Annotated in this window: 17 protein-coding genes; 6 read left to right on the forward strand and 11 right to left on the reverse strand. The window is 54.5% G+C overall.

Going from position 1 to position 17,364, the window contains the following annotated elements:
- The first annotated feature begins 159 nt into the window (after positions 1-159).
- The gene (locus MKX42_RS32710) at positions 160-999 is read left to right on the forward strand and encodes an SDR family oxidoreductase (RefSeq protein WP_340757547.1); all 840 of its coding nucleotides are present in this window, start codon (positions 160-162) and stop codon (positions 997-999) included.
- A gap of 59 nt (positions 1,000-1,058) precedes the next feature.
- Here MKX42_RS32710 and MKX42_RS32715 read toward each other — a convergent pair whose 3' ends face one another.
- The 8 genes from MKX42_RS32715 to MKX42_RS32750 form a co-directional block, all read right to left on the reverse strand.
- Positions 1,059-1,505 carry a hypothetical protein gene (locus tag MKX42_RS32715; protein ID WP_340757548.1) on the reverse strand — a complete coding sequence of 149 codons (447 nt, stop codon included), beginning with the start codon at positions 1,503-1,505 and terminating at the stop codon, positions 1,059-1,061.
- A gap of 53 nt (positions 1,506-1,558) precedes the next feature.
- The gene (locus tag MKX42_RS32720) at positions 1,559-2,476 is read right to left on the reverse strand and encodes an ABC transporter ATP-binding protein (RefSeq protein WP_340757549.1); all 918 of its coding nucleotides are present in this window, start codon (positions 2,474-2,476) and stop codon (positions 1,559-1,561) included.
- Complete coding sequence (locus tag MKX42_RS32725; RefSeq protein ID WP_340757550.1) at positions 2,473-3,483, reverse strand: ABC transporter ATP-binding protein; 1,011 nt, start codon at positions 3,481-3,483, stop codon at positions 2,473-2,475. The genes MKX42_RS32720 and MKX42_RS32725 overlap by 4 nt, the downstream gene beginning before the upstream one ends.
- A 14-nt stretch (positions 3,484-3,497) precedes the next feature.
- The gene (locus MKX42_RS32730; RefSeq protein ID WP_340757551.1) at positions 3,498-4,343 is read right to left on the reverse strand and encodes an ABC transporter permease; all 846 of its coding nucleotides are present in this window, start codon (positions 4,341-4,343) and stop codon (positions 3,498-3,500) included.
- 4 nt (positions 4,344-4,347) lie between these two features.
- Positions 4,348-5,298, reverse strand: a complete 951-nt coding sequence (locus tag MKX42_RS32735; RefSeq protein WP_340757552.1) for an ABC transporter permease — start codon at positions 5,296-5,298, stop codon at positions 4,348-4,350.
- An 85-nt stretch (positions 5,299-5,383) separates the two neighbouring features.
- Complete coding sequence (locus tag MKX42_RS32740; RefSeq protein ID WP_340757553.1) at positions 5,384-6,997, reverse strand: ABC transporter substrate-binding protein; 1,614 nt, start codon at positions 6,995-6,997, stop codon at positions 5,384-5,386.
- Positions 6,998-7,093: 96 nt separating this feature from the next.
- Positions 7,094-7,519, reverse strand: coding sequence for a peptidylprolyl isomerase (locus MKX42_RS32745; protein WP_340757554.1), 426 nt, complete (start codon positions 7,517-7,519; stop codon positions 7,094-7,096).
- On the reverse strand, positions 7,516-7,734 hold the full coding sequence (locus MKX42_RS32750) for a hypothetical protein (protein ID WP_036723633.1): 219 nt from the start codon (positions 7,732-7,734) through the stop codon (positions 7,516-7,518). Before MKX42_RS32750 ends, MKX42_RS32745 begins: the two co-directional genes overlap by 4 nt.
- A gap of 231 nt (positions 7,735-7,965) precedes the next feature.
- On the opposite strand from MKX42_RS32750, the gene MKX42_RS32755 reads away from it, so the two are divergent.
- The 5 genes from MKX42_RS32755 (at position 7,966) to MKX42_RS32775 (ending at position 12,438) form a co-directional block, all read left to right on the forward strand.
- Complete coding sequence (locus MKX42_RS32755; RefSeq protein WP_340757555.1) at positions 7,966-9,819, forward strand: glycosyltransferase family 2 protein; 1,854 nt, start codon at positions 7,966-7,968, stop codon at positions 9,817-9,819.
- A gap of 307 nt (positions 9,820-10,126) precedes the next feature.
- Positions 10,127-10,468, forward strand: coding sequence for a sigma factor-like helix-turn-helix DNA-binding protein (locus MKX42_RS32760; RefSeq protein WP_340757556.1), 342 nt, complete (start codon positions 10,127-10,129; stop codon positions 10,466-10,468).
- On the forward strand, positions 10,411-10,632 hold the full coding sequence (locus MKX42_RS32765; protein ID WP_340757557.1) for a hypothetical protein: 222 nt from the start codon (positions 10,411-10,413) through the stop codon (positions 10,630-10,632). Before MKX42_RS32760 ends, MKX42_RS32765 begins: the two co-directional genes overlap by 58 nt.
- 177 nt (positions 10,633-10,809) lie before the next feature.
- The gene (locus tag MKX42_RS32770) at positions 10,810-11,700 is read left to right on the forward strand and encodes a MerR family transcriptional regulator (protein WP_340757558.1); all 891 of its coding nucleotides are present in this window, start codon (positions 10,810-10,812) and stop codon (positions 11,698-11,700) included.
- Positions 11,701-11,733: 33 nt separating this feature from the next.
- The gene (locus MKX42_RS32775) at positions 11,734-12,438 is read left to right on the forward strand and encodes an MBL fold metallo-hydrolase (protein ID WP_340757559.1); all 705 of its coding nucleotides are present in this window, start codon (positions 11,734-11,736) and stop codon (positions 12,436-12,438) included.
- Positions 12,439-12,554: 116 nt separating this feature from the next.
- Here MKX42_RS32775 and MKX42_RS32780 read toward each other — a convergent pair whose 3' ends face one another.
- The 3 genes from MKX42_RS32780 to MKX42_RS32790 all read right to left on the reverse strand — a co-directional run bounded on the left by MKX42_RS32780 (position 12,555) and on the right by MKX42_RS32790 (position 17,205).
- Positions 12,555-12,935, reverse strand: a complete 381-nt coding sequence (locus MKX42_RS32780; RefSeq protein WP_340757560.1) for a hypothetical protein — start codon at positions 12,933-12,935, stop codon at positions 12,555-12,557.
- Positions 12,936-13,489: 554 nt separating this feature from the next.
- The gene (gene clpB / locus MKX42_RS32785; protein WP_340757561.1) at positions 13,490-16,132 is read right to left on the reverse strand and encodes an ATP-dependent chaperone ClpB; all 2,643 of its coding nucleotides are present in this window, start codon (positions 16,130-16,132) and stop codon (positions 13,490-13,492) included.
- A 77-nt stretch (positions 16,133-16,209) separates the two neighbouring features.
- Entirely contained in the window at positions 16,210-17,205 is a 996-nt protein-coding gene (locus MKX42_RS32790; RefSeq protein ID WP_340757562.1) for a DnaJ C-terminal domain-containing protein, read from the reverse strand.
- Positions 17,206-17,364 lie beyond the last annotated feature (159 nt).

Raw genomic sequence — 17,364 nt, forward strand, 5'->3', positions numbered from 1 at the left:
ACTTTGGCATCGCCCAATTCCCGCGAAATAACAAACTTTATGTCGATTTACAGGAAGCTCTATTACTATATGCTATAATGTGGGCAAAATTGGAACATTTATACCTTTGGCAACAGGTCCAAATCAGTGAAGTTCAAACTAATGGAGGCGAAAGCTAGTATGAAAAAAGTAATCTGTATCACCGGAGCATCCTCCGGCATCGGCCTTGCCACAGCACTGAAGTTCGCTCATGAGGGCTGGACGGTCTACGCCGGAACACGCCATCTGAAGCGTGAACAGGAGCTGCACCAGAATGTAGAGGGTCTGCAGTTCGTAGAGCTGGAGGTGACACAGCCGGAGAGTATTCAGCAGGTTATCGACCGGATAGAAGCGGAGCAAGGCAAGCTGGATCTATTATTCTGCAATGCCGGATTCGGCTACCTGAGAGCGCTTGGACAGGCACCGTTCCCTGAGATCGAGGATGTCTTCAATACCAACGTGTACGGGGTAATGCATACGATCCGGGCTGCACTGCCGCTGCTGCAAAAGACTGGCTATGCCCATATTGTGGCAACCTCCAGTGTCGGCGGACTGGTCGGGCAACCGATGAATGAGGTCTACTGTGCCAGCAAATTCGCAGTGGAAGGGCTCCTGGAGAGTCTGGCCACCTATTACAAGCCGCAGTTCAACATCGATATCACATTACTTGAGCCAGGGGCAATCGCTACAGAGTTCAATTCAACCGTAATGGGGCATGTCGCCAGCACAGGCGGCGTTCTGGAGGATGAGTACAAGCCGATTCTGGATGCTTACAGAGCGGCGTTCCTGGAGCGGAATGTGGAGCCGCAGAGTGCTGAATCCGTAGCGGAGGTTATGTGGGAGCTGATACAGCTTGAGACCAAGCCGCTGCGCCTGCGCACCTCGGAGCGCGCCGAAGCCTTTGTAGCCCGCAAGGTCAGCACCGACCCTACCGGACTGGAAGGCGTACTAAGCACGCGCAGAATCCAATTGAATATGTAAAATGCAAGCAGCCGCTCCCATTCCTGGAGCGGCTGCCTGTGGCTTTCCCTTATCCGATTCTAGCGCTGAATCGGCTCAATCCGGTACGTTCCGGTACTGCCGTCTCCGGCAGGCACGCCTGTGACCGCCCAGCCGTAAGACAACACTTCCTCCAGCCGTCCGCGCTCTGCCTCCGTTAATTCCGCTTCTACCGCTTCCTGCCCCTCTTCCAGCTCCAGCTTCGCTTCAATACCCAGCGCAACCTCTAGCCAGCTGCGGATTCCGCGGATGGTGTTGTATTTAATCTGGTAGCCTTCGAGAACGGCCTGCCGGAATCCCTCCGGCTGTTCCTCTGCAAGGACAGACAACTGCCCGTAATCGAACTCGTATTTACTCTCATCGGCCGGCAGATCCCCTTCGCTGACTCTGCGCAGCAGCTCTTCGTCAGACCCGGACAGCGCACGCAGCGCTTCCAGCAGAAGGGCATCCCATTGTGATAATTTGACCTTGCTAGTCGGTATTGTCATTGTATCTCCTCCTTGATTCGCAGATGTGTATCTCCTGAGATTCGTTCATAGCATTAGTCTGCATATTCCCCGGCCACATAATGCCCGGGACTCACTTCCCGCAGTGCAGCGGCTTCCTCTGTCCCGCTCGTAGCCGGGTAAGCCTCGAGCTGGATTCTGCGGCTGGCCTTCATCGGGTCTGTCTCCAGAATGGAGGACAGCAGCGCTCTGGTGTAGGGGTGGAGCGGATTATCATACAGCTCATCACTTGGAGCCACCTCCACCAGCCGGCCGCCGTACATCACGCCGATCCGGTCAGCAATATGGCGGACCATCGACAGATCATGGGCGATGAACAGATAGGTCAGCCCGAACTCAGCTTGCAGATCCTCCAGCATATTAACGACCTGTGCCTGGACAGAGACATCCAGCGCAGAGATGGGCTCATCGCAGACAACGAACTGGGGCCGGACCGACAGCGCCCGTGCGATGGAGATCCGCTGGCGTTGCCCGCCGCTGAATTCATGGGGGAACCGGTACAGATGCTCCCGCTTCAGCCCCACCTTCTCCAGCAGCTCTGCCACCGCTTCCTTGCGCTCTTCGCCCGGGTAGAGACCGTGAATCCGCATCGGCTCACTGATCAGCTCCAGTACGTTCAGGCTTGGATTAAGTGAAGAATACGGGTCCTGGAAAATCGATTGAATCCGCCTGCGGAAGGGCTTCAGCCCTTTCTCGCCCAGCTTGCCAAGCGGCTTCCCGTCGTAGAACACCTCGCCGTCCGTATAATCATACAGACGGAGCAGACAGCGTCCGACCGTGGACTTACCGCTTCCGGATTCGCCAACCAGTCCGAAGGTCTCGCCCTGACGAATCTGGAAGCTGACCCCATCCACAGCCTTAAGTACACCCTTATCCCGTCCGCGCAAATCCTTGCCCTTCGGGAAATGCTTCTTCAGATTGCTGACCTCCACAAGCACCTTGCGCTCACTCAAGTGAAATCCCTCCCCGCTGTAACTGCCGTCTTCTCTTCTGTACCTTCGGTCAGCCAGCACATCGAGCGGTGCCCCGGTGCAAACTCAACTACCGGAGGACGTTCACTGCAGCGGGCGAAGGCATGCGGACAACGGTCCATGAACGGGCAGCCGGGCGGGGGATTCAGCAGATCGGGCGGTGTGCCCTCGATCGGAATCAGCCGCTCACGTTCACCGCCGCCGCGCTTCGGTATGGAACGCAGCAAGCCCTGCGTATACGGATGCTGAGGCCGGTAGAAGATATCCTGCACCGTCCCCTCCTCCATAACCAGTCCGCCGTACATGACAATGACACGCGTGCAGACCTGGGCTACCACTCCCAGATCATGGGTTATAAGCGCAACTGCTGTATCTCTCCGTTCCTTCAGCTCTTTGAACAGATCAAGGATCTGCGCCTGGATGGTCGCATCCAGCGCGGTGGTAGGCTCATCGGCAATCAGCAGCTCCGGGCGGCAGGAGAGCGCCATCGCGATCATCACCCGCTGGCGCATCCCTCCGCTGAATTCATGCGGATATTGCTTCAGCCGCTGCTCCGGATCACGGATGCCGACCTGGCGGAGAAGCTCCGCCGCTTCGGTATATGCCGCCGCTTTATCCAGTCCCCGGTGTCTGCGGATAACCTCTGTTAATTGCTGGCCGATTCGCTTGACCGGATTCAGCGAGGTCATCGGGTCCTGGAAGACCATTGCAATCCGGTTACCGCGTAAGGACCGCCACTGCTTCTCCGTAAGCCCCTTCAGGCTCTTGCCGCGGAATTCCAGCTTCCCGGCAGTCATATGCCCCGGCGGTGTGATCAGGGACATGACCGCCTTGGCTGTAACGCTTTTACCACTGCCGGATTCCCCGACAATGCCTACGGTCTCTCCCGCATCAATATGGAAGCTAACGCCACGGACGGCCTGATTCTCCCCGTCCCGGGTAGTGAAAGAAACTTGTAAATTCTCAACAGTCAGCAGCCGTTCAGTCATGATGTTCCACTCTCCTATCTCCGGATCAGCTTGGGTTCAAAACCGACCCGCAAAATATCTCCCAGCACATTGAAGCTCAGCACAGTAAACAGGATCATCAGCCCGGGGAACAGCGCCAGATAAGGCGCCTGAGCAATATACCCCTGTGCGCTGTTCAGCATACTCCCCCATGTGGCATTCGGCGGCTGCACCCCGAAGCCGAGGAAGCTGAGCGACGATTCCATCATAATGGCCGAGGCAATATTATTCGTCGCCCCTACAATAATTACCGGGATCAGCCCTGGAAGGATATGCCGCCAGATCATGCCGAAGGCACTCTGCCCGGAGGCTCTGGCGTACAGCACGTATTCCCGTTCCTTAATCGTCAGGGTCTCCGCGCGGACGACACGGGCCACATTCATCCACATCAAGAGAGCAATAATAATGATCAGATTGCCGATGCTCGGCTTCAGATAGACGCTAAGCAGCAGCAGGATCAGGAAGGACGGGATCGACATGATAATATCCAGCATCCGCATCAGCAGATTATCGATCCAGCCGCCGAAATAACCGCTGATGACCCCAACCACTACCCCGACTAAGGTTGCCACAATCATGGAGGCGAATCCGACCAACAGTGAAACCCGTCCTCCGTATAAGGCTCTGGACAGATAGTCGCGGCCATAATCATCGGTGCCGAACAGATGCCCGGCACCGGGCTTCGTCAGGCGGGCCATGGCATCCATGGCATTCGGATCATAACCGGACAGGAAGGCAAAGACCGCTCCCAGTGTAAACACCGTCAATATGACAAGAGCAGCGACACCCAGACCGTTCGTAAACAGCTCGGACTGCAAGTTTTTCCATTTACTGCGATTCATGAGGTCACCCCTTCAGTTTGATTCTTGGATCAACAACGCTGTAGAGAATATCTGCCACCAGGTTACCGAAGATCAGCATTAAGGAAGAGAACAGGGTAATCCCCATAATGACAGGATAATCCATCCCCTTCACCGCCGTCATTCCCAGGGAGCCGATCCCCGGCCAGGAGAACACCGTCTCCGTAACAATCGCCCCGGCCACCAGATCTCCCATCGACATACCGATCAGAGTGATGACCGGCAGCAGTACATGCTTCAGCACATGGCGGAACAGAATGGTGGATTTCTTCGAGCCAAAAGCGTACTGGATCTGCACATACTCCTCCTTAAGCTGTCCGATGGTGCTGGAGCGGATATAGCGCACATACCCGGACAGGAAACTGAAGGCCAGCACCGTACAAGGTAATATCCCGTGCTTCAGCACATCAAGCGGCGATTCCACACCAATCGTGCGCATACCCATGCTCGGAAGCAGATGCAGCTTGATTGCAAACAGATACATCAGCAGGATCGCCAGCCAGAATAAGGGGATGGAGATGCCGATATAAGCGATAAAATTGATTAGCTTGTCTACCCAGCGGTTACGGTTCGCACCGGCCACGAGGCCTAGCGGAATTGCCAGGATTACCGCCAGCGCGATGGCGCTGCCCATTAGGCCCGCTGTCGCAGGCAGACGTTCCAGGATCTGGCCCAGCACAGGCTGGTGATTGACTAGTGAATAGCCGAAATTACCCTGGACCATTTCCTTGATCCAGATGAAATATTGTATATAAGCAGGTTTATCCAGCCCCAGATTATGGCGGATACGCTCAATATCATCGGCGTGCATATTGGGCGTCACAAAAGACAGCACCGGATCTCCCGGGGCCAGCTTAATCATGGTAAAACAGACCACCGATACAAAAAACAGCATCGGCAATGTTTGCAGCAACCTTCGGACGATGAGTTGTCTCATACGCAGCTTCTCCCTGCTCTTAACAGGCAAAAATAAGCTGGGGGAACCAGCTTATTTTTTTGCCTTGCTTATTTTGTGAGGCGGATTATTTCTTGTAAATCTTTGACAGGTCTTCGAAGATGACGACCGGCTTCAGGACAGCCTCATCAACTCCGCCGTAATTCTTAGAGACAGCTACAACAGTCTTCGTATAAGCGATAGGATAGATCGGTGCATCCTCGGCTACCAGTTCCTGCGCTTTCTTGTAGATCTCTGCACGCTTAGCCGGATCTGCTTCGCCTGCACCGTCATTCATCAGCTTATCGACTTCACTGTTGGAATAATGCGAGTAGTTGGACGAGCTGTCAGTAGTGAACAGGATACGATACGCATCCGGATCATAGCCCATGATATAGCCGGTCAGAGCCAGTTCATAGTCGGTCGCCTTCAGATCAATGAATTTCTGCACCCAGGCCGAGGAATCCATGTTCTGCAATTCAACCTCTACGCCGATTGCCTTCAGCTTCTGCTGCACATACAGCGAGATGGCTTCCTGCGCCTTGTTACCGCTCTGTACGATATACCGGAGCTTCAGGTTGCTCTCACCGGCAGTGGCCAGCAGTTCCTTCGCCTTGGCAGCATCATTGTCAAAGGTAGGGACATCGTTCGTGAAGTACAGTGCATCCGGCGTCAGGAAGGACTTTGCCGGATCAGCATATTCGCTGGAAGTGTACGCCGTCTGAATCAGCTCGTCGCGGCTGAGGGCCAAAGACAGGGCTTGCCGGACTTCTTTTTTGGCGAGGGCACCGGTATCGCTGTTCGCATTGAACATCAGATAGGCGAGGCGGCCTTCGCTATACGGGAGAATCTCAAAATTATTCGTCGCTTGAATGGTGGCTACATCCTTCGGATCAAGATATTGTACGTTGATCTCACCGTTCTGCAGAGCCAGATTCGCAGCATTGGTATCCTTGGCAATCCGGTAGGTGACCGAATCCAGATGCGGCTTGCCGCCAAAGTAGTTGTCGAAGCGTTCCAGCGTCAGATACTCGCCGGCCTTGTATTCCTTGAATTTGAAGGGACCGGAGCCGACAGGAGAAGCGTTCTTCGTGCTCTTCTCAATGTTGGTCTCATTCTCGTAAATGTGCTTCGGAATCGGGAATACCTGTACCAGCGTGGCTTCAAAAGCCGGGCTGACCTGCGGCAGCTTGAACTCCACAGTCAGGTCATCGACCTTGACAGCCTTAATCGCTTTGTCGCCAATCAGGAAGTTGGCCCGCAGGAAGCTGTTCTGCTTCTCGTCAAGAATGCTGTCGATGGTGAACACAACGTCATCTGCCGTCAGCTTCTCTCCATCATGCCAAGTCAATCCATCCTTAAGCTTCAATGTATACGTCAGATTATCGCTTGACGGTGTCAGGCTGTCTGCCAGATAGAAGGTCTTCTTGCCGTTGTTCACCTGGAACAGCGGAGCGTACAGCGCCTGGTCAATGGTTAAACTGACACGGTCACCCGCATAGTTCGGATTCAGCACTACCGGATCGGAAGCGACCCCTATAATCAGACTGCCTCCATCCTTCGGTTCGCCGGCAGCAGGCTCTTGTGATGCAGCCGGTGTCTGTGCGGCATTGGTAGATGAAGCGTTATTCCCATTGGAGCATGCACTGATCATCAGTGTTAATAATAGTAGAATAGCAACCCCTGTTATCCCTTTACGCATTGTCTCTTCCTCCATGTCTATGAGCATTCCCACTCGTTGTTGAGTCATTATATATCGGAATACTAGGAATTACAATGTATGAATTTACCATGGGCTTTACCAGACGCGGACCTCCTGCATGACCGCTCCGCGCCGCAGGGCATCGACATGCTCCATTCCTTCCGTAACCCTGCCGAATACCGTATGCCAGCCGTCCAGATAATCGAACGTATCATAACAGATAAAAAACTGGCAGGACCCCGTGCCTGGTCCAAAATGCGCCATAGACAGCGCCCCGCGCACATGCTTATGGGGATTCCCCTTCGTCTCACAGGGAATGGGATCTGTGCCGCCTCTGCCGTTGCGCTCCGGGCAGCCGCCCTGGGCAACAAAGCCGCGTACCACACGCTGAAAGGCCAGACCGTTGTAAAAGCCGCTGTTCGCAAGCTTTTCAAAATTGGCTACGGTTCCCGGCGCTTCCTGATCGAACAGCTCCAGCCGAACCTCCGGTCCCTGCTCCAGACGGATCAGAGCCTGTCTCATGGCGCCTCCTCCTCTACACGGGCTGCAGTGTCTGCCGGTACACCGATATAGACGGCCGTCTTGGCAGCATGCAGCGGCGCATAAATCTCCTCGATATCCTCGTCCACGAGCGGCCTAAGCTCTCCGCCCTCCATATGCAGGAACACCTCAGCGCGCGGATTCATCGCCAGGAGGACATTGATCAATTGCTGTACTTTTAACGTTGGCTTGTCCATCCTCTCACTCCTGCCAGCCCTCTTCCGGGGAATATATATATTAGCGGTATTGTACAATAGCTCAGGGCAAACGGCAATACGGCTCTCTTCTATACATGCAGGTGATTATTTCGGGAAAATGGGGAAAGTCCGGTACTTCTCTAAAAATATCGAATACATATAATTTATATCAACTATTTGCGAATCCAAGGGGATGTTCTATCATGTTGACCTTATTCTGGAGTGGCTGCTATGAATCCGAATAGAACCCGGGTGCTGCTGGGCAGCCCGATCCATCAAAAACCGGCGATCCTGGAGCAATTCCTGAACTCTCTGCTGCGTCTGAACCTGAAGGATATCGATCTTGATTTCTATCTGATTGACGATAACCCGGATGAAGCCGCAAGCCAGCTGCTGCAGCAGTTCGCCCGGAACGGCAGATCCGTCTTCCTGCAATCCTCCGGCTACCATGATGACTATATCCGAGATGAGCATACGCATGTCTGGCATTCCAATCTGGTCTGGAAGGTGGCCGGATTCAAGAATCTGATGATCCGGCGGGCGGAGGCCTTCGGCTATGACTACCTGTTCCTGATTGATTCGGACCTCATTCTGCACCCGGATACGTTGCTGCATCTGATCGGTACAGGCAAGGATATTATCTCCGAGATTTTCTGGACACAGTGGCAGCCGAATACACTGCTGCAACCGCAGGTATGGATGCATGACGAATACAACCAGTGGGAGATTCATCCGGGAGAGCAGCTCTCGCCGGAGGAGATTCAGCGCCGTTTCTATGCTTTTTTGCTGAAGATGCAGCAGCCTGGAATCTATGAGGTTGGCGGACTTGGCGCCTGCACGCTGATCAGCAGCTCAGCCCTCAGCTCCGGGATCAGCTACGACCGGGTCCGTAATATCTCCTACTGGGGAGAGGACCGTCATTTCTGCATCCGCGCAGCGGCCCTCGGCTTTCCGCTCTTCGTGGATACCCACTTCCCTGCGCTGCACCTCTACAGAGACAGTGATCTTGATCTGGTGGCGGAGTTCATCCGGCACACCCGGGGCGCGGAAGCAGAGCCTGATGCCTCACACGAAGCAGTAATCATTGAAGACAGCGTTACAACCTCTGCTGATGATCTGCCAGATTGCGCAGAGACGGCTCAGCCCCCCGCTGACAAAAGAGTGCAGGAGGCAGCAGCGCAGTGGGAGGTGCTGTGGACCGAAGCCGAAGCCCGGCAGCACTTGTCCAAGGAGCCTCTGCCCGCTGACGCAGGCGGTGACGCTACCGGAGCGGAGAAGAATAGTCCGGCAGCAGGCACCAGCACCGTCAGGGACGGAAACGCAGACTTGATAAGGTCTCAAGGGGCTTATGCAGCGTCCCCCGTCCCCCCGGCAGCTCCTGCTTCCCGCCGGCCCAAGCTGACTCTCACCATGATCGTCAAGAATGAAGGCACCAGGTTCCTGCGCCAGGTGCTGCAAGAGCACCGTAAGTACATCGATGAGGCCGTCATTATCGACGATGCAAGCACAGATAATACAGCCGATATCTGCCGCGAGGCCCTTGAGGGGATTCCGCTCCACCTGATACAGAATCCTGTCTCCCGCTTCCATAATGAATCAGAGCTGCGCAAGCAGCAGTGGGAGGCGGTGGTTAGGGCCCGGCCCGAGTGGATTCTTAATCTGGACGGGGATGAGCTGTTCGAGTCATGTTTTCCAGAAGAGGTTGATTCCCTGCTGCGGACAACGGATTGCGACTTATTCTGCTTCCGGCTCTACGACTTCTGGGATGAGGCCAGCTACCGCGAGGACAGCTACTGGCAGGCTCACCAGAGCTACCGCCCGTTCCTGCTCCGTTACCGGGAAGACTTCACCTATGCCTGGAATGATCTGCCGCAGCACTGCGGGCGGCTGCCGGAGAATATCTTCGAGCTGTCCCATCAGTTAAGCAACCTGCGCCTGAAGCATCTCGGCTGGTCGAAGCCGGAATTCCGGCTGGAGAAGTATCTGCGTTATATGCTGCTGGACCCGGACGCCCAGTACGGCTGGAAGGAGCAGTATCAATCCATCCTTGACCCTCATCCCCGGCTGGTGCCTTGGAGCGAATAAGGCGGAATATTCGTCACATGTAGAAACGACTTCGCCGTCCTTTTAAAGGGCGGTACCGTTTCAGCGAGAAATAGAAGGATAAGTTATCGTGTGAAACATATAAATTTTTATATTTTAAGAAGAGAGAAAGAAGCTCCCTATCGGGGCTTCTTCTTTTTTTGCGAATAAGCCCCAGGAAATAAATCACTATAGGTGTGCAGGCAAATATGCTAAAATAACAGAACATAAGTTCGTATTTTAGTTGTAAAATATAACCTAATATTTCCCTATTATTAGAAAGATATATAGAAGAGGAGGCGTAACGGCAATGGAACAGCAAATGATACAGCGTTACCGGCAGGAAATCTATCGAATCGGCTGGCGCTTACAATACCGTAGCAAGCGAACCCGCCGGCATGAATGTAGCTTCATGGATATCCGCCCGGCTCAGCGGGATGAAACGGAGGAGATGATTAACCGGTTGTCCGTTGAGCAGCTATTAGATACACTTCCAACCAAAGGAAAGGTGATTCTGCAGAAGATTTATCTGCAGGAAATGACAGAGGCTGAGGTCGCGGCACAGCTGCACATGAGTCAACAGGGGGTTAATAAATGGAAGCAAAAAATGCTCCATCAGCTATCACAGACAGCGAATTCACAGACCTTCTGACCGGCGTCCGTCAGAAACAGCCGGAGGCCATGCTCCAGATCATTGAGCTATTTCAGGAGGACATCGAAATGGTCAGTCAATGCATTCTTCTCCCGCGGGAGGATGCCATTTCTCATATTGTGACGGAGATTCTTAACTTCATACAGTCCGGGGACAGCACATGACAAAGCGGGCAAACGCCACCCTGCCCGCTTGTCATTCAATTAGGAATAGCTAATCTATCAGGCTAGACCAACATTCATGCCGGCTGCACCCTAGGTATTGACATTCCTGCTAGGGTAAGGTTTATGGTTACTATAAGAAGTTCCGGCCGGAATAACTTATGAAAGGGTGTTCATGCGTTGAAGATCGGAGAGTTCGCAGAACTGAATAAGGTGACCACCAAAATGCTCCGGCACTACGACGAGATCGGTCTGCTTCATCCCGCAGCGATCGATCCCGGGACAGGCTACCGCTTCTATACCCCGGAGCAATCACATCCTCTGAACTGGATCATGATTCTGAAGAGCCTCGATTTCACTCTGGGTGAAATCAGGGAGCTCTTAAGCGGACCTGTGGACAGCCTGCTCCTCATCCGCCAGCTGGTACGCAAGCGCATCGGGATTACGTCGGCTTTAAATGAACAAATCCAGAAGAAACTGGCCATAGACCGGCTGATCACCCTCATTGAGAAGGAAGGGTTCGAAATGAATAAGACCATCCATTTGCAGACGGTAGGGCTAACAGATATACATGAAATCAAAAAGAACATGCCCAATATGGAAATGTTCCTCGAAAATGCAGCCGGTATTGCAGCAGAATCTGCGGGCGGTGATATCCACTCGGTGATCCGCTTCGATATCAGCCACTTCAAACAAGTGAATGACGACTTCGGCTTCGACGTAGGAGATAAAGTCATTGTCGCCTGCTATCAATTAATTGAATCGGCCGTCCATAAGCATCTGGGTCATGCTACGATTGGACGCGCGCACGGGGATGAATTCATTGTGTTCGCCATAGCGGACAAGGATAGGGCCAGCTTGGCTGCCCAAAGCATCATAAACGAGATGAAAAGCTTCGACTTCACCGCCATCGGCTGCTTGAGGCCTATGGGATGTTACATCGGAGGTCTGGTCGGACCGTTCGGAGCCAGCACAGATATCCGCATCATTATCGAGGCTTCCATCGAGACTTTAGACCGGGCACGGAGAAATGGGGTAAACTCATTAAATATTGAATCGTACATTGTATAACTCGGATACCACAAGAAGGGGTTGAACCCATCCATGGAACTCTACGCCGTAAAATTTGGTGAATCTTCATTTCGCTTAAGCAACGTATACCGCGATATGCATCATTCGGAGGAATTAGTCCAGATTGCGTGGTCATTTTATATTGCCAAGCATAATAATAAAACAATCTTTATCGATACAGGCTTTCGCGATGAGAATGTGGCACAGCAATGGGGAATTACACTAACAGACGTAGCAGACGAGTTAAGAGGCGTCATTGGCCATCTAAGCTCCGTAGATACAGTCATCATTACGCATAGTCACTTTGACCATATTGAGAATCTTGACTTGTTTGATAAGCCTGAAATCATTATTTCAAAAACCGACTATGAAACTGCGCTACAGCAATGCTCGCCGGCCGTCAAGGAGAAGCTGCTTCAAAGCCAGGTTGTCACCGTAGACAACGAATATATTTATGACAACCAGTTCAGATTCAAGGTGATCGGCGGGCATAGCCCTGGTTCATCGGTGGTTTACTTTGAATCGGTTCATACCAACTATATAATCACCGGCGATGAATGCTACTGGTGCGATAATTTGCTAAGCAATCGGCCGAACGGGGTTTTTTCGAGTACAGAAAATAACGAACGGTTTCTAAATGAGGCTCATCACAGCGGATTCATTCCGCTCCCATTCCATGATCTGCAAATATTCGAACACTATCCGGCCGTTTCTAACAATATAGTGAGAATCCTTTAGATTTTGGATAATGCCAACATGACTTGGATTACTTCTACTAATAACAAACGCGCTCAAAGCTTCTTTGAAAACATGAACGCGGTCAAAGGGAAGGATTGGGTTCACTACTCCCTTATCTAAATCAACGCATCAAAATGACCTTCTGCGTCTACCGTCGCTGTCCGGGGATCGGTCAGACCGATGCCCTTAAAGCCTCCCTTTCCCTCAATCCCCAAGGGCGGAGTATGATCCTGAAGCGGGGGAGCCGGTACAAATGAAGCCGAAGCGGTACTCCCGCTTTTCTGCACCAGATGGGCCTCCAGCTGCCGTATTTGCCGCTGTAGCTGCTCCCGGCGATAAGGAGTCTGCATCTCTCCGCCCTGCGCCGCATTCACCTTGTCCAGCTCCATCAGCAGCCGGTTGCGCTGCTTCTCCAGAGAACTGACATCACTCTGTGTGCTGCCGTAAGCTGTAGTGGCCTGTACCGGGCTGATACCGGATACCGTCTGTGCCGCCATGATCTTTCACTCCGTTTCCTTGGCTTCTGCTTCAAATCCCGCCATATTCGAAAGTTCTAATTATTTCTATTACCCGGCACCCTCCGCCATGACAACATTTCAACCACATATTTACAAAAAATCGTCGCATAGTCTCAGTCAGATGCTGATTGGACTATACCAAAGACCTAGCCGGGAGGCCTGTAAAAGCGCCAAAGGCCCATACTAGCGTTGCCCCGCACCGCTTCCAACGGCAGTTCCAGTCCATATTTATATCATCTACAAATACAAAGATATGCTTTTGTCGCTTTCTAACGAACCTTATTTTGTTATTTGGGGGCATTTGGCTTAGCGTAACGGACTGAGGTGCTCTTATCCGGGAAGAAAGTCATCACTTGGGCGATTAGCGGACCGCATGGACCTTATCCCCTGCCATTCAGCTCCAAAACGTCTCGCAGAAAGACGATAAGGTCCACTGAGTCCGTTACGCTGCAAAAGGTGGCGTTCTCGTGGGGATAAGGTCTCTTCGGTCCGTTGACACTGTACTAGGAGGTGACGCCGTGGCCCATTACATTTCACATCGATCCTACTGTCTTCGCAGACTCTGATTTCGCTATTGCAACAGTCAGCTCGCCGTCCGCTTCATCGACCGTCATCACTGAGCCTTCCTCCGCTTCTCCGGCGATCAGCGCACGCGCTACCCGGGTCTCCAGGCTGCGCTGGATGAACCGCTTCAGCGGTCTGGCGCCATAGACGGAGTCGAAGCCTTCCTCGGCAATGAAGCGCACCGCCCGGCCGCTCAGCATGAGACCGATGTTCCGATCAGCCAGGCGCAAGCGCAGGCCATCGACCAGCTTAACTACAATTCTTTGGGTATCGCCCAGTGTCAGCGGCTTGAACATTACAATATCATCTACCCGGTTGAGGAACTCTGGACGGAAGTGCCCGCTCAGCTCCTTCATGACCCGGTCCTTCACGGCTTCGGTCAGCTCGCCGTTGTCATCCGTGCCCTGAATCAGATGCGGTGAGCCGATATTGGAGGTCATGATGATAATGGTATTCTTGAAGTCGACCATCCGGCCCTGTGAGTCGGTCAGCCGGCCGTCATCCAGCAACTGCAGAAGGATGTTGAATACATCCGGGTGCGCCTTTTCCACCTCATCCAGCAGGACTACCGTATACGGCTGGCGGCGTACCGCTTCGGTCAATTGTCCCCCTTCTTCATAGCCGACATATCCGGGAGGAGCGCCTACGAGACGGGAGACACTATGCTTCTCCATGTATTCCGACATATCGATACGGATCATACCGTCCTCGCGGTCGAACAGCGATACCGCCAGTGCTTTGGCCAGCTCTGTCTTCCCGACCCCGGTCGGTCCAAGGAACAGGAACGAGCCGATCGGACGGTTGGGGTCCTTGATGCCGGCTCTTGCCCGGAGTACGGCATCAGCTACCAGCCGGACCGCCTCATCCTGCCCGACTACCCGTTCATGCAGCGTATCCTCCAGCCGCAGCAGCTTATCCCGCTCTCCTTCCACCAGTCTGCTTACGGGAACACCCGTCCAGCGCGAGACAATATCGGCGATTTCCTCCTCTGTCACGGCTTCACGCAGCAGCCGGGTCTCCTGATCCTGCTGCGCCGCTTCCTCCGCCGCCTTAAGCTGCCGCTCCAGATCAGGAATAATGCCATAACTCAATTCAGCCGACTTATTGAGATCATAGATCTCCTGCGCATCGACCAGATCCTTGCGGGCCTGCTCCAGCCGCTTCTTCAGGTCACGGATGCCCTGAATGGCCGATTTCTCCTTCTCCCAGCGGGCTGTCATTCCCAGATGCTTCTCCTTGAGGTCAGCCAGCTCCCGCTGGAGGTTCTCCAGACGGCGCGCACTGGCGTCATCAGTTTCTTTTTTGAGCGCAGCTTCCTCTATCTCCATCTGCATCAGGCGGCGGGTCACCTCATCCATCTCGCCGGGCATGGAGTCAATCTCCGTGCGGATCATCGCGCAGGCTTCATCGACCAGGTCAATCGCCTTATCCGGCAGGAAGCGGTCGGTAATATAACGGTTAGACAGCACACCGGCTGCGACCAGGGCACTATCATAGATTTTGACCCCGTGATGCACCTCGAAGCGTTCCTTCAAGCCGCGTAGAATCGAAACGGTATCCTCGACATCCGGCTCGCTGACCAGCACCTGCTGGAAGCGGCGTTCGAGCGCCGGGTCCTTCTCAATATATTTGCGGTACTCATCCAGCGTGGTTGCCCCGATACAGTGCAGCTCACCCCGGGCCAGCATCGGCTTCAGCATGTTCCCCGCATCCATGGCCCCCTCAGTCTTACCCGCACCTACAATCGTATGCAGCTCGTCTATGAACAGAACAATCCGTCCGTCACTCTCGCGGATCTCCTTCAGCACCGCCTGCAGCCGCTCCTCAAATTCCCCGCGGTATTTCGCACCGGCAATCAGCGCACTCATATCCAACGAGAAAATCGTCTTGTCCTTCAGTCCCTCCGGCACATCCCGGCGGACAATCCGGTGGGCCAGCCCTTCGACAATCGCTGTCTTCCCGACACCCGGCTCCCCGATCAGGACAGGGTTATTCTTGGTCTTGCGGGAGAGGATGCGGATCACCCGGCGAATCTCGGCATCCCGGCCGATGACCGGATCGATCTTGCCTGCCCGTACCTCGGCTACGAGATCGCGGCCGTACTTCTCCAGCACCTCATAGGTGGCCTCCGGCTCCCGGCTGGTCACCCGCTGGTGTCCGCGAATCTCCGCTAACACTCCAAGCAGCTTCTCCCGGGTAATCCCGCGGGTAACGAATAATGCGCGCAGCTCGCGGTTCCCGCTGCTTGCATCCGAGACCATCGCCAGGACAGCATGCTCCACCGCGACGAATTCGTCCTGCATCTTGGCCGCTTCCTGCTCCGCCTGCTCCAGCATGGCAATCAGCGCAGGCGAGGCATAGCGCCGCATGGTGCCTGCTCCGCTCCCGCTTACGCTGGGTTTGCGGTGAAGCAGCGCCTCTGTTCCCTGCAGCAGCTCGGCTGCGGGAACATTCATCTTCTGCAGCAGACGGGGCAACAGGCCCTCATGCTGCTGGAGCAGTGCCTTCAGCAGATGAAGATTGTCAATCTCCTGATGCCCGCCGGAAGCCGCCAGCGACTGCGCCTCTGCCACTGCTTCCTGCAGCTTCTGGGTAAGCTTATTGAAATCCATACAATCATCGCCTTTCTAAATGTATAGGTTAATCAACCGGATGCCCGGCTGTTATATATGCTGAACTTGAATATTCTTTACCGTGTTGCCGCTCTTCGCCGCTGTGCTCCGCCTGTGGTACTCCGTTTCGCGCCGGCCTGGAAGCTGCCGGACTCCGCTAGCTGACGGTACAGCTTCTTCTCTGCCTCGGTCGTTCCGGCCGGAATGACCATCTCCATCCGGAACAGGATGTCACCATTCGTTCCGTCCGGACGTCTCAGCCCCTTGCCGGAGAGGCGCAGCGTTCCGCCGCTGGCTATCCCGGCAGGGATCTTCAGCTTCACGCTGCTGCCATCCGGCAGCGCCACCTTGGCTTCCCCGCCAAGCACAGCCTGCCAGGGGGCGATCTCAACCGTGCCGAGCAGATCCCCGCCGTCCGGCTCATAGATCTCATGCGGCAGGAGATGCAGCGAGATCAGCAGCTCGCCGCCCTGGCCCGCTCCGCTTCCGCCGCCGGGTACCCGGATGAGCGTCCCTTCCGCCGAGCGTGCCGGAATCTGTACATTCAGGTCCTTGCCTGCCGCCTGAACGCTGATATTACCGCCTCTATAAGCCTGCTCCAGCGTAATCTCAAGCTGGGCCTGCATCGTACTGAACTCATCCCCCCACGGGCTTCCGCCTGGACGGGCGCCACTGCTGCCGGAGAAGAAGCCGGCGCGGTCAGCCGCGCCCCGGCTGCCGAAGAACATCCCGAACAGATCCTCTTCGGGTATACCACCGGAAGAGGCGGCTCCGCTGCTCCAGCCCGCGCCAAACGGCGATTCCCATGACGCAGAGGAGGCTGATCCGTAGCTGCGCTGGCCCCGTGAGCCTGCTTCGGCTCCATAGCGGAGCTCCTCATCATAGATTTTGCGCTTCGCTTCATCGCCCAGCACCTCATATGCCTCGGCTGCTTCCTTGAATTTCGCCTCTGCCTCCGGCGCCTTGTTGACATCGGGGTGCCATTTTTTGGCCAGCTTCTGATAGGCCTTCTTAATCTCCTGCTTCGAGGCCTTCGGTTCTACCCCAAGACGCTCATAATAATTTGCCGCCACCGGGACCTCCTCCTTTCGTGTAATGGGAACCTTCTGCCTTCCTCCGGGAAAAGACGCATTATAGCTGGAACCCCCACTACAATGCGTCTAATATGAAGTGCTATATGAAAAGCCCGGTGAAATCCTGCTGCCGCCCGGTGAACCGGATAGGCCAGCGGC

It is taken from the genome of Paenibacillus sp. FSL R7-0204, from assembly GCF_038002225.1.
Classification (GTDB): Bacteria; Bacillota; Bacilli; order Paenibacillales; family Paenibacillaceae; genus Paenibacillus_AQ.

What these genes read in the sequence shown, in the direction of transcription:
- MKX42_RS32710 (WP_340757547.1), top strand. Translation starts at nt 160, where the DNA reads ATGAAAAAAGTAATCTGTATCACCGGAGCATCCTCCGGCATCGGCCTT.
- MKX42_RS32715 (WP_340757548.1), bottom strand. Translation starts at nt 1,505, where the DNA reads ATGACAATACCGACTAGCAAGGTCAAATTATCACAATGGGATGCCCTT.
- MKX42_RS32725 (WP_340757550.1), bottom strand. Translation starts at nt 3,483, where the DNA reads ATGACTGAACGGCTGCTGACTGTTGAGAATTTACAAGTTTCTTTCACT.
- MKX42_RS32730 (WP_340757551.1), bottom strand. Translation starts at nt 4,343, where the DNA reads ATGAATCGCAGTAAATGGAAAAACTTGCAGTCCGAGCTGTTTACGAAC.
- MKX42_RS32735 (WP_340757552.1), bottom strand. Translation starts at nt 5,298, where the DNA reads ATGAGACAACTCATCGTCCGAAGGTTGCTGCAAACATTGCCGATGCTG.
- MKX42_RS32740 (WP_340757553.1), bottom strand. Translation starts at nt 6,997, where the DNA reads ATGCGTAAAGGGATAACAGGGGTTGCTATTCTACTATTATTAACACTG.
- MKX42_RS32745 (WP_340757554.1), bottom strand. Translation starts at nt 7,519, where the DNA reads ATGAGACAGGCTCTGATCCGTCTGGAGCAGGGACCGGAGGTTCGGCTG.
- MKX42_RS32750 (WP_036723633.1), bottom strand. Translation starts at nt 7,734, where the DNA reads ATGGACAAGCCAACGTTAAAAGTACAGCAATTGATCAATGTCCTCCTG.
- MKX42_RS32755 (WP_340757555.1), top strand. Translation starts at nt 7,966, where the DNA reads ATGAATCCGAATAGAACCCGGGTGCTGCTGGGCAGCCCGATCCATCAA.
- MKX42_RS32760 (WP_340757556.1), top strand. Translation starts at nt 10,127, where the DNA reads ATGGAACAGCAAATGATACAGCGTTACCGGCAGGAAATCTATCGAATC.
- MKX42_RS32765 (WP_340757557.1), top strand. Translation starts at nt 10,411, where the DNA reads ATGGAAGCAAAAAATGCTCCATCAGCTATCACAGACAGCGAATTCACA.
- MKX42_RS32775 (WP_340757559.1), top strand. Translation starts at nt 11,734, where the DNA reads ATGGAACTCTACGCCGTAAAATTTGGTGAATCTTCATTTCGCTTAAGC.
- MKX42_RS32780 (WP_340757560.1), bottom strand. Translation starts at nt 12,935, where the DNA reads ATGGCGGCACAGACGGTATCCGGTATCAGCCCGGTACAGGCCACTACA.
- clpB (WP_340757561.1), bottom strand. Translation starts at nt 16,132, where the DNA reads ATGGATTTCAATAAGCTTACCCAGAAGCTGCAGGAAGCAGTGGCAGAG.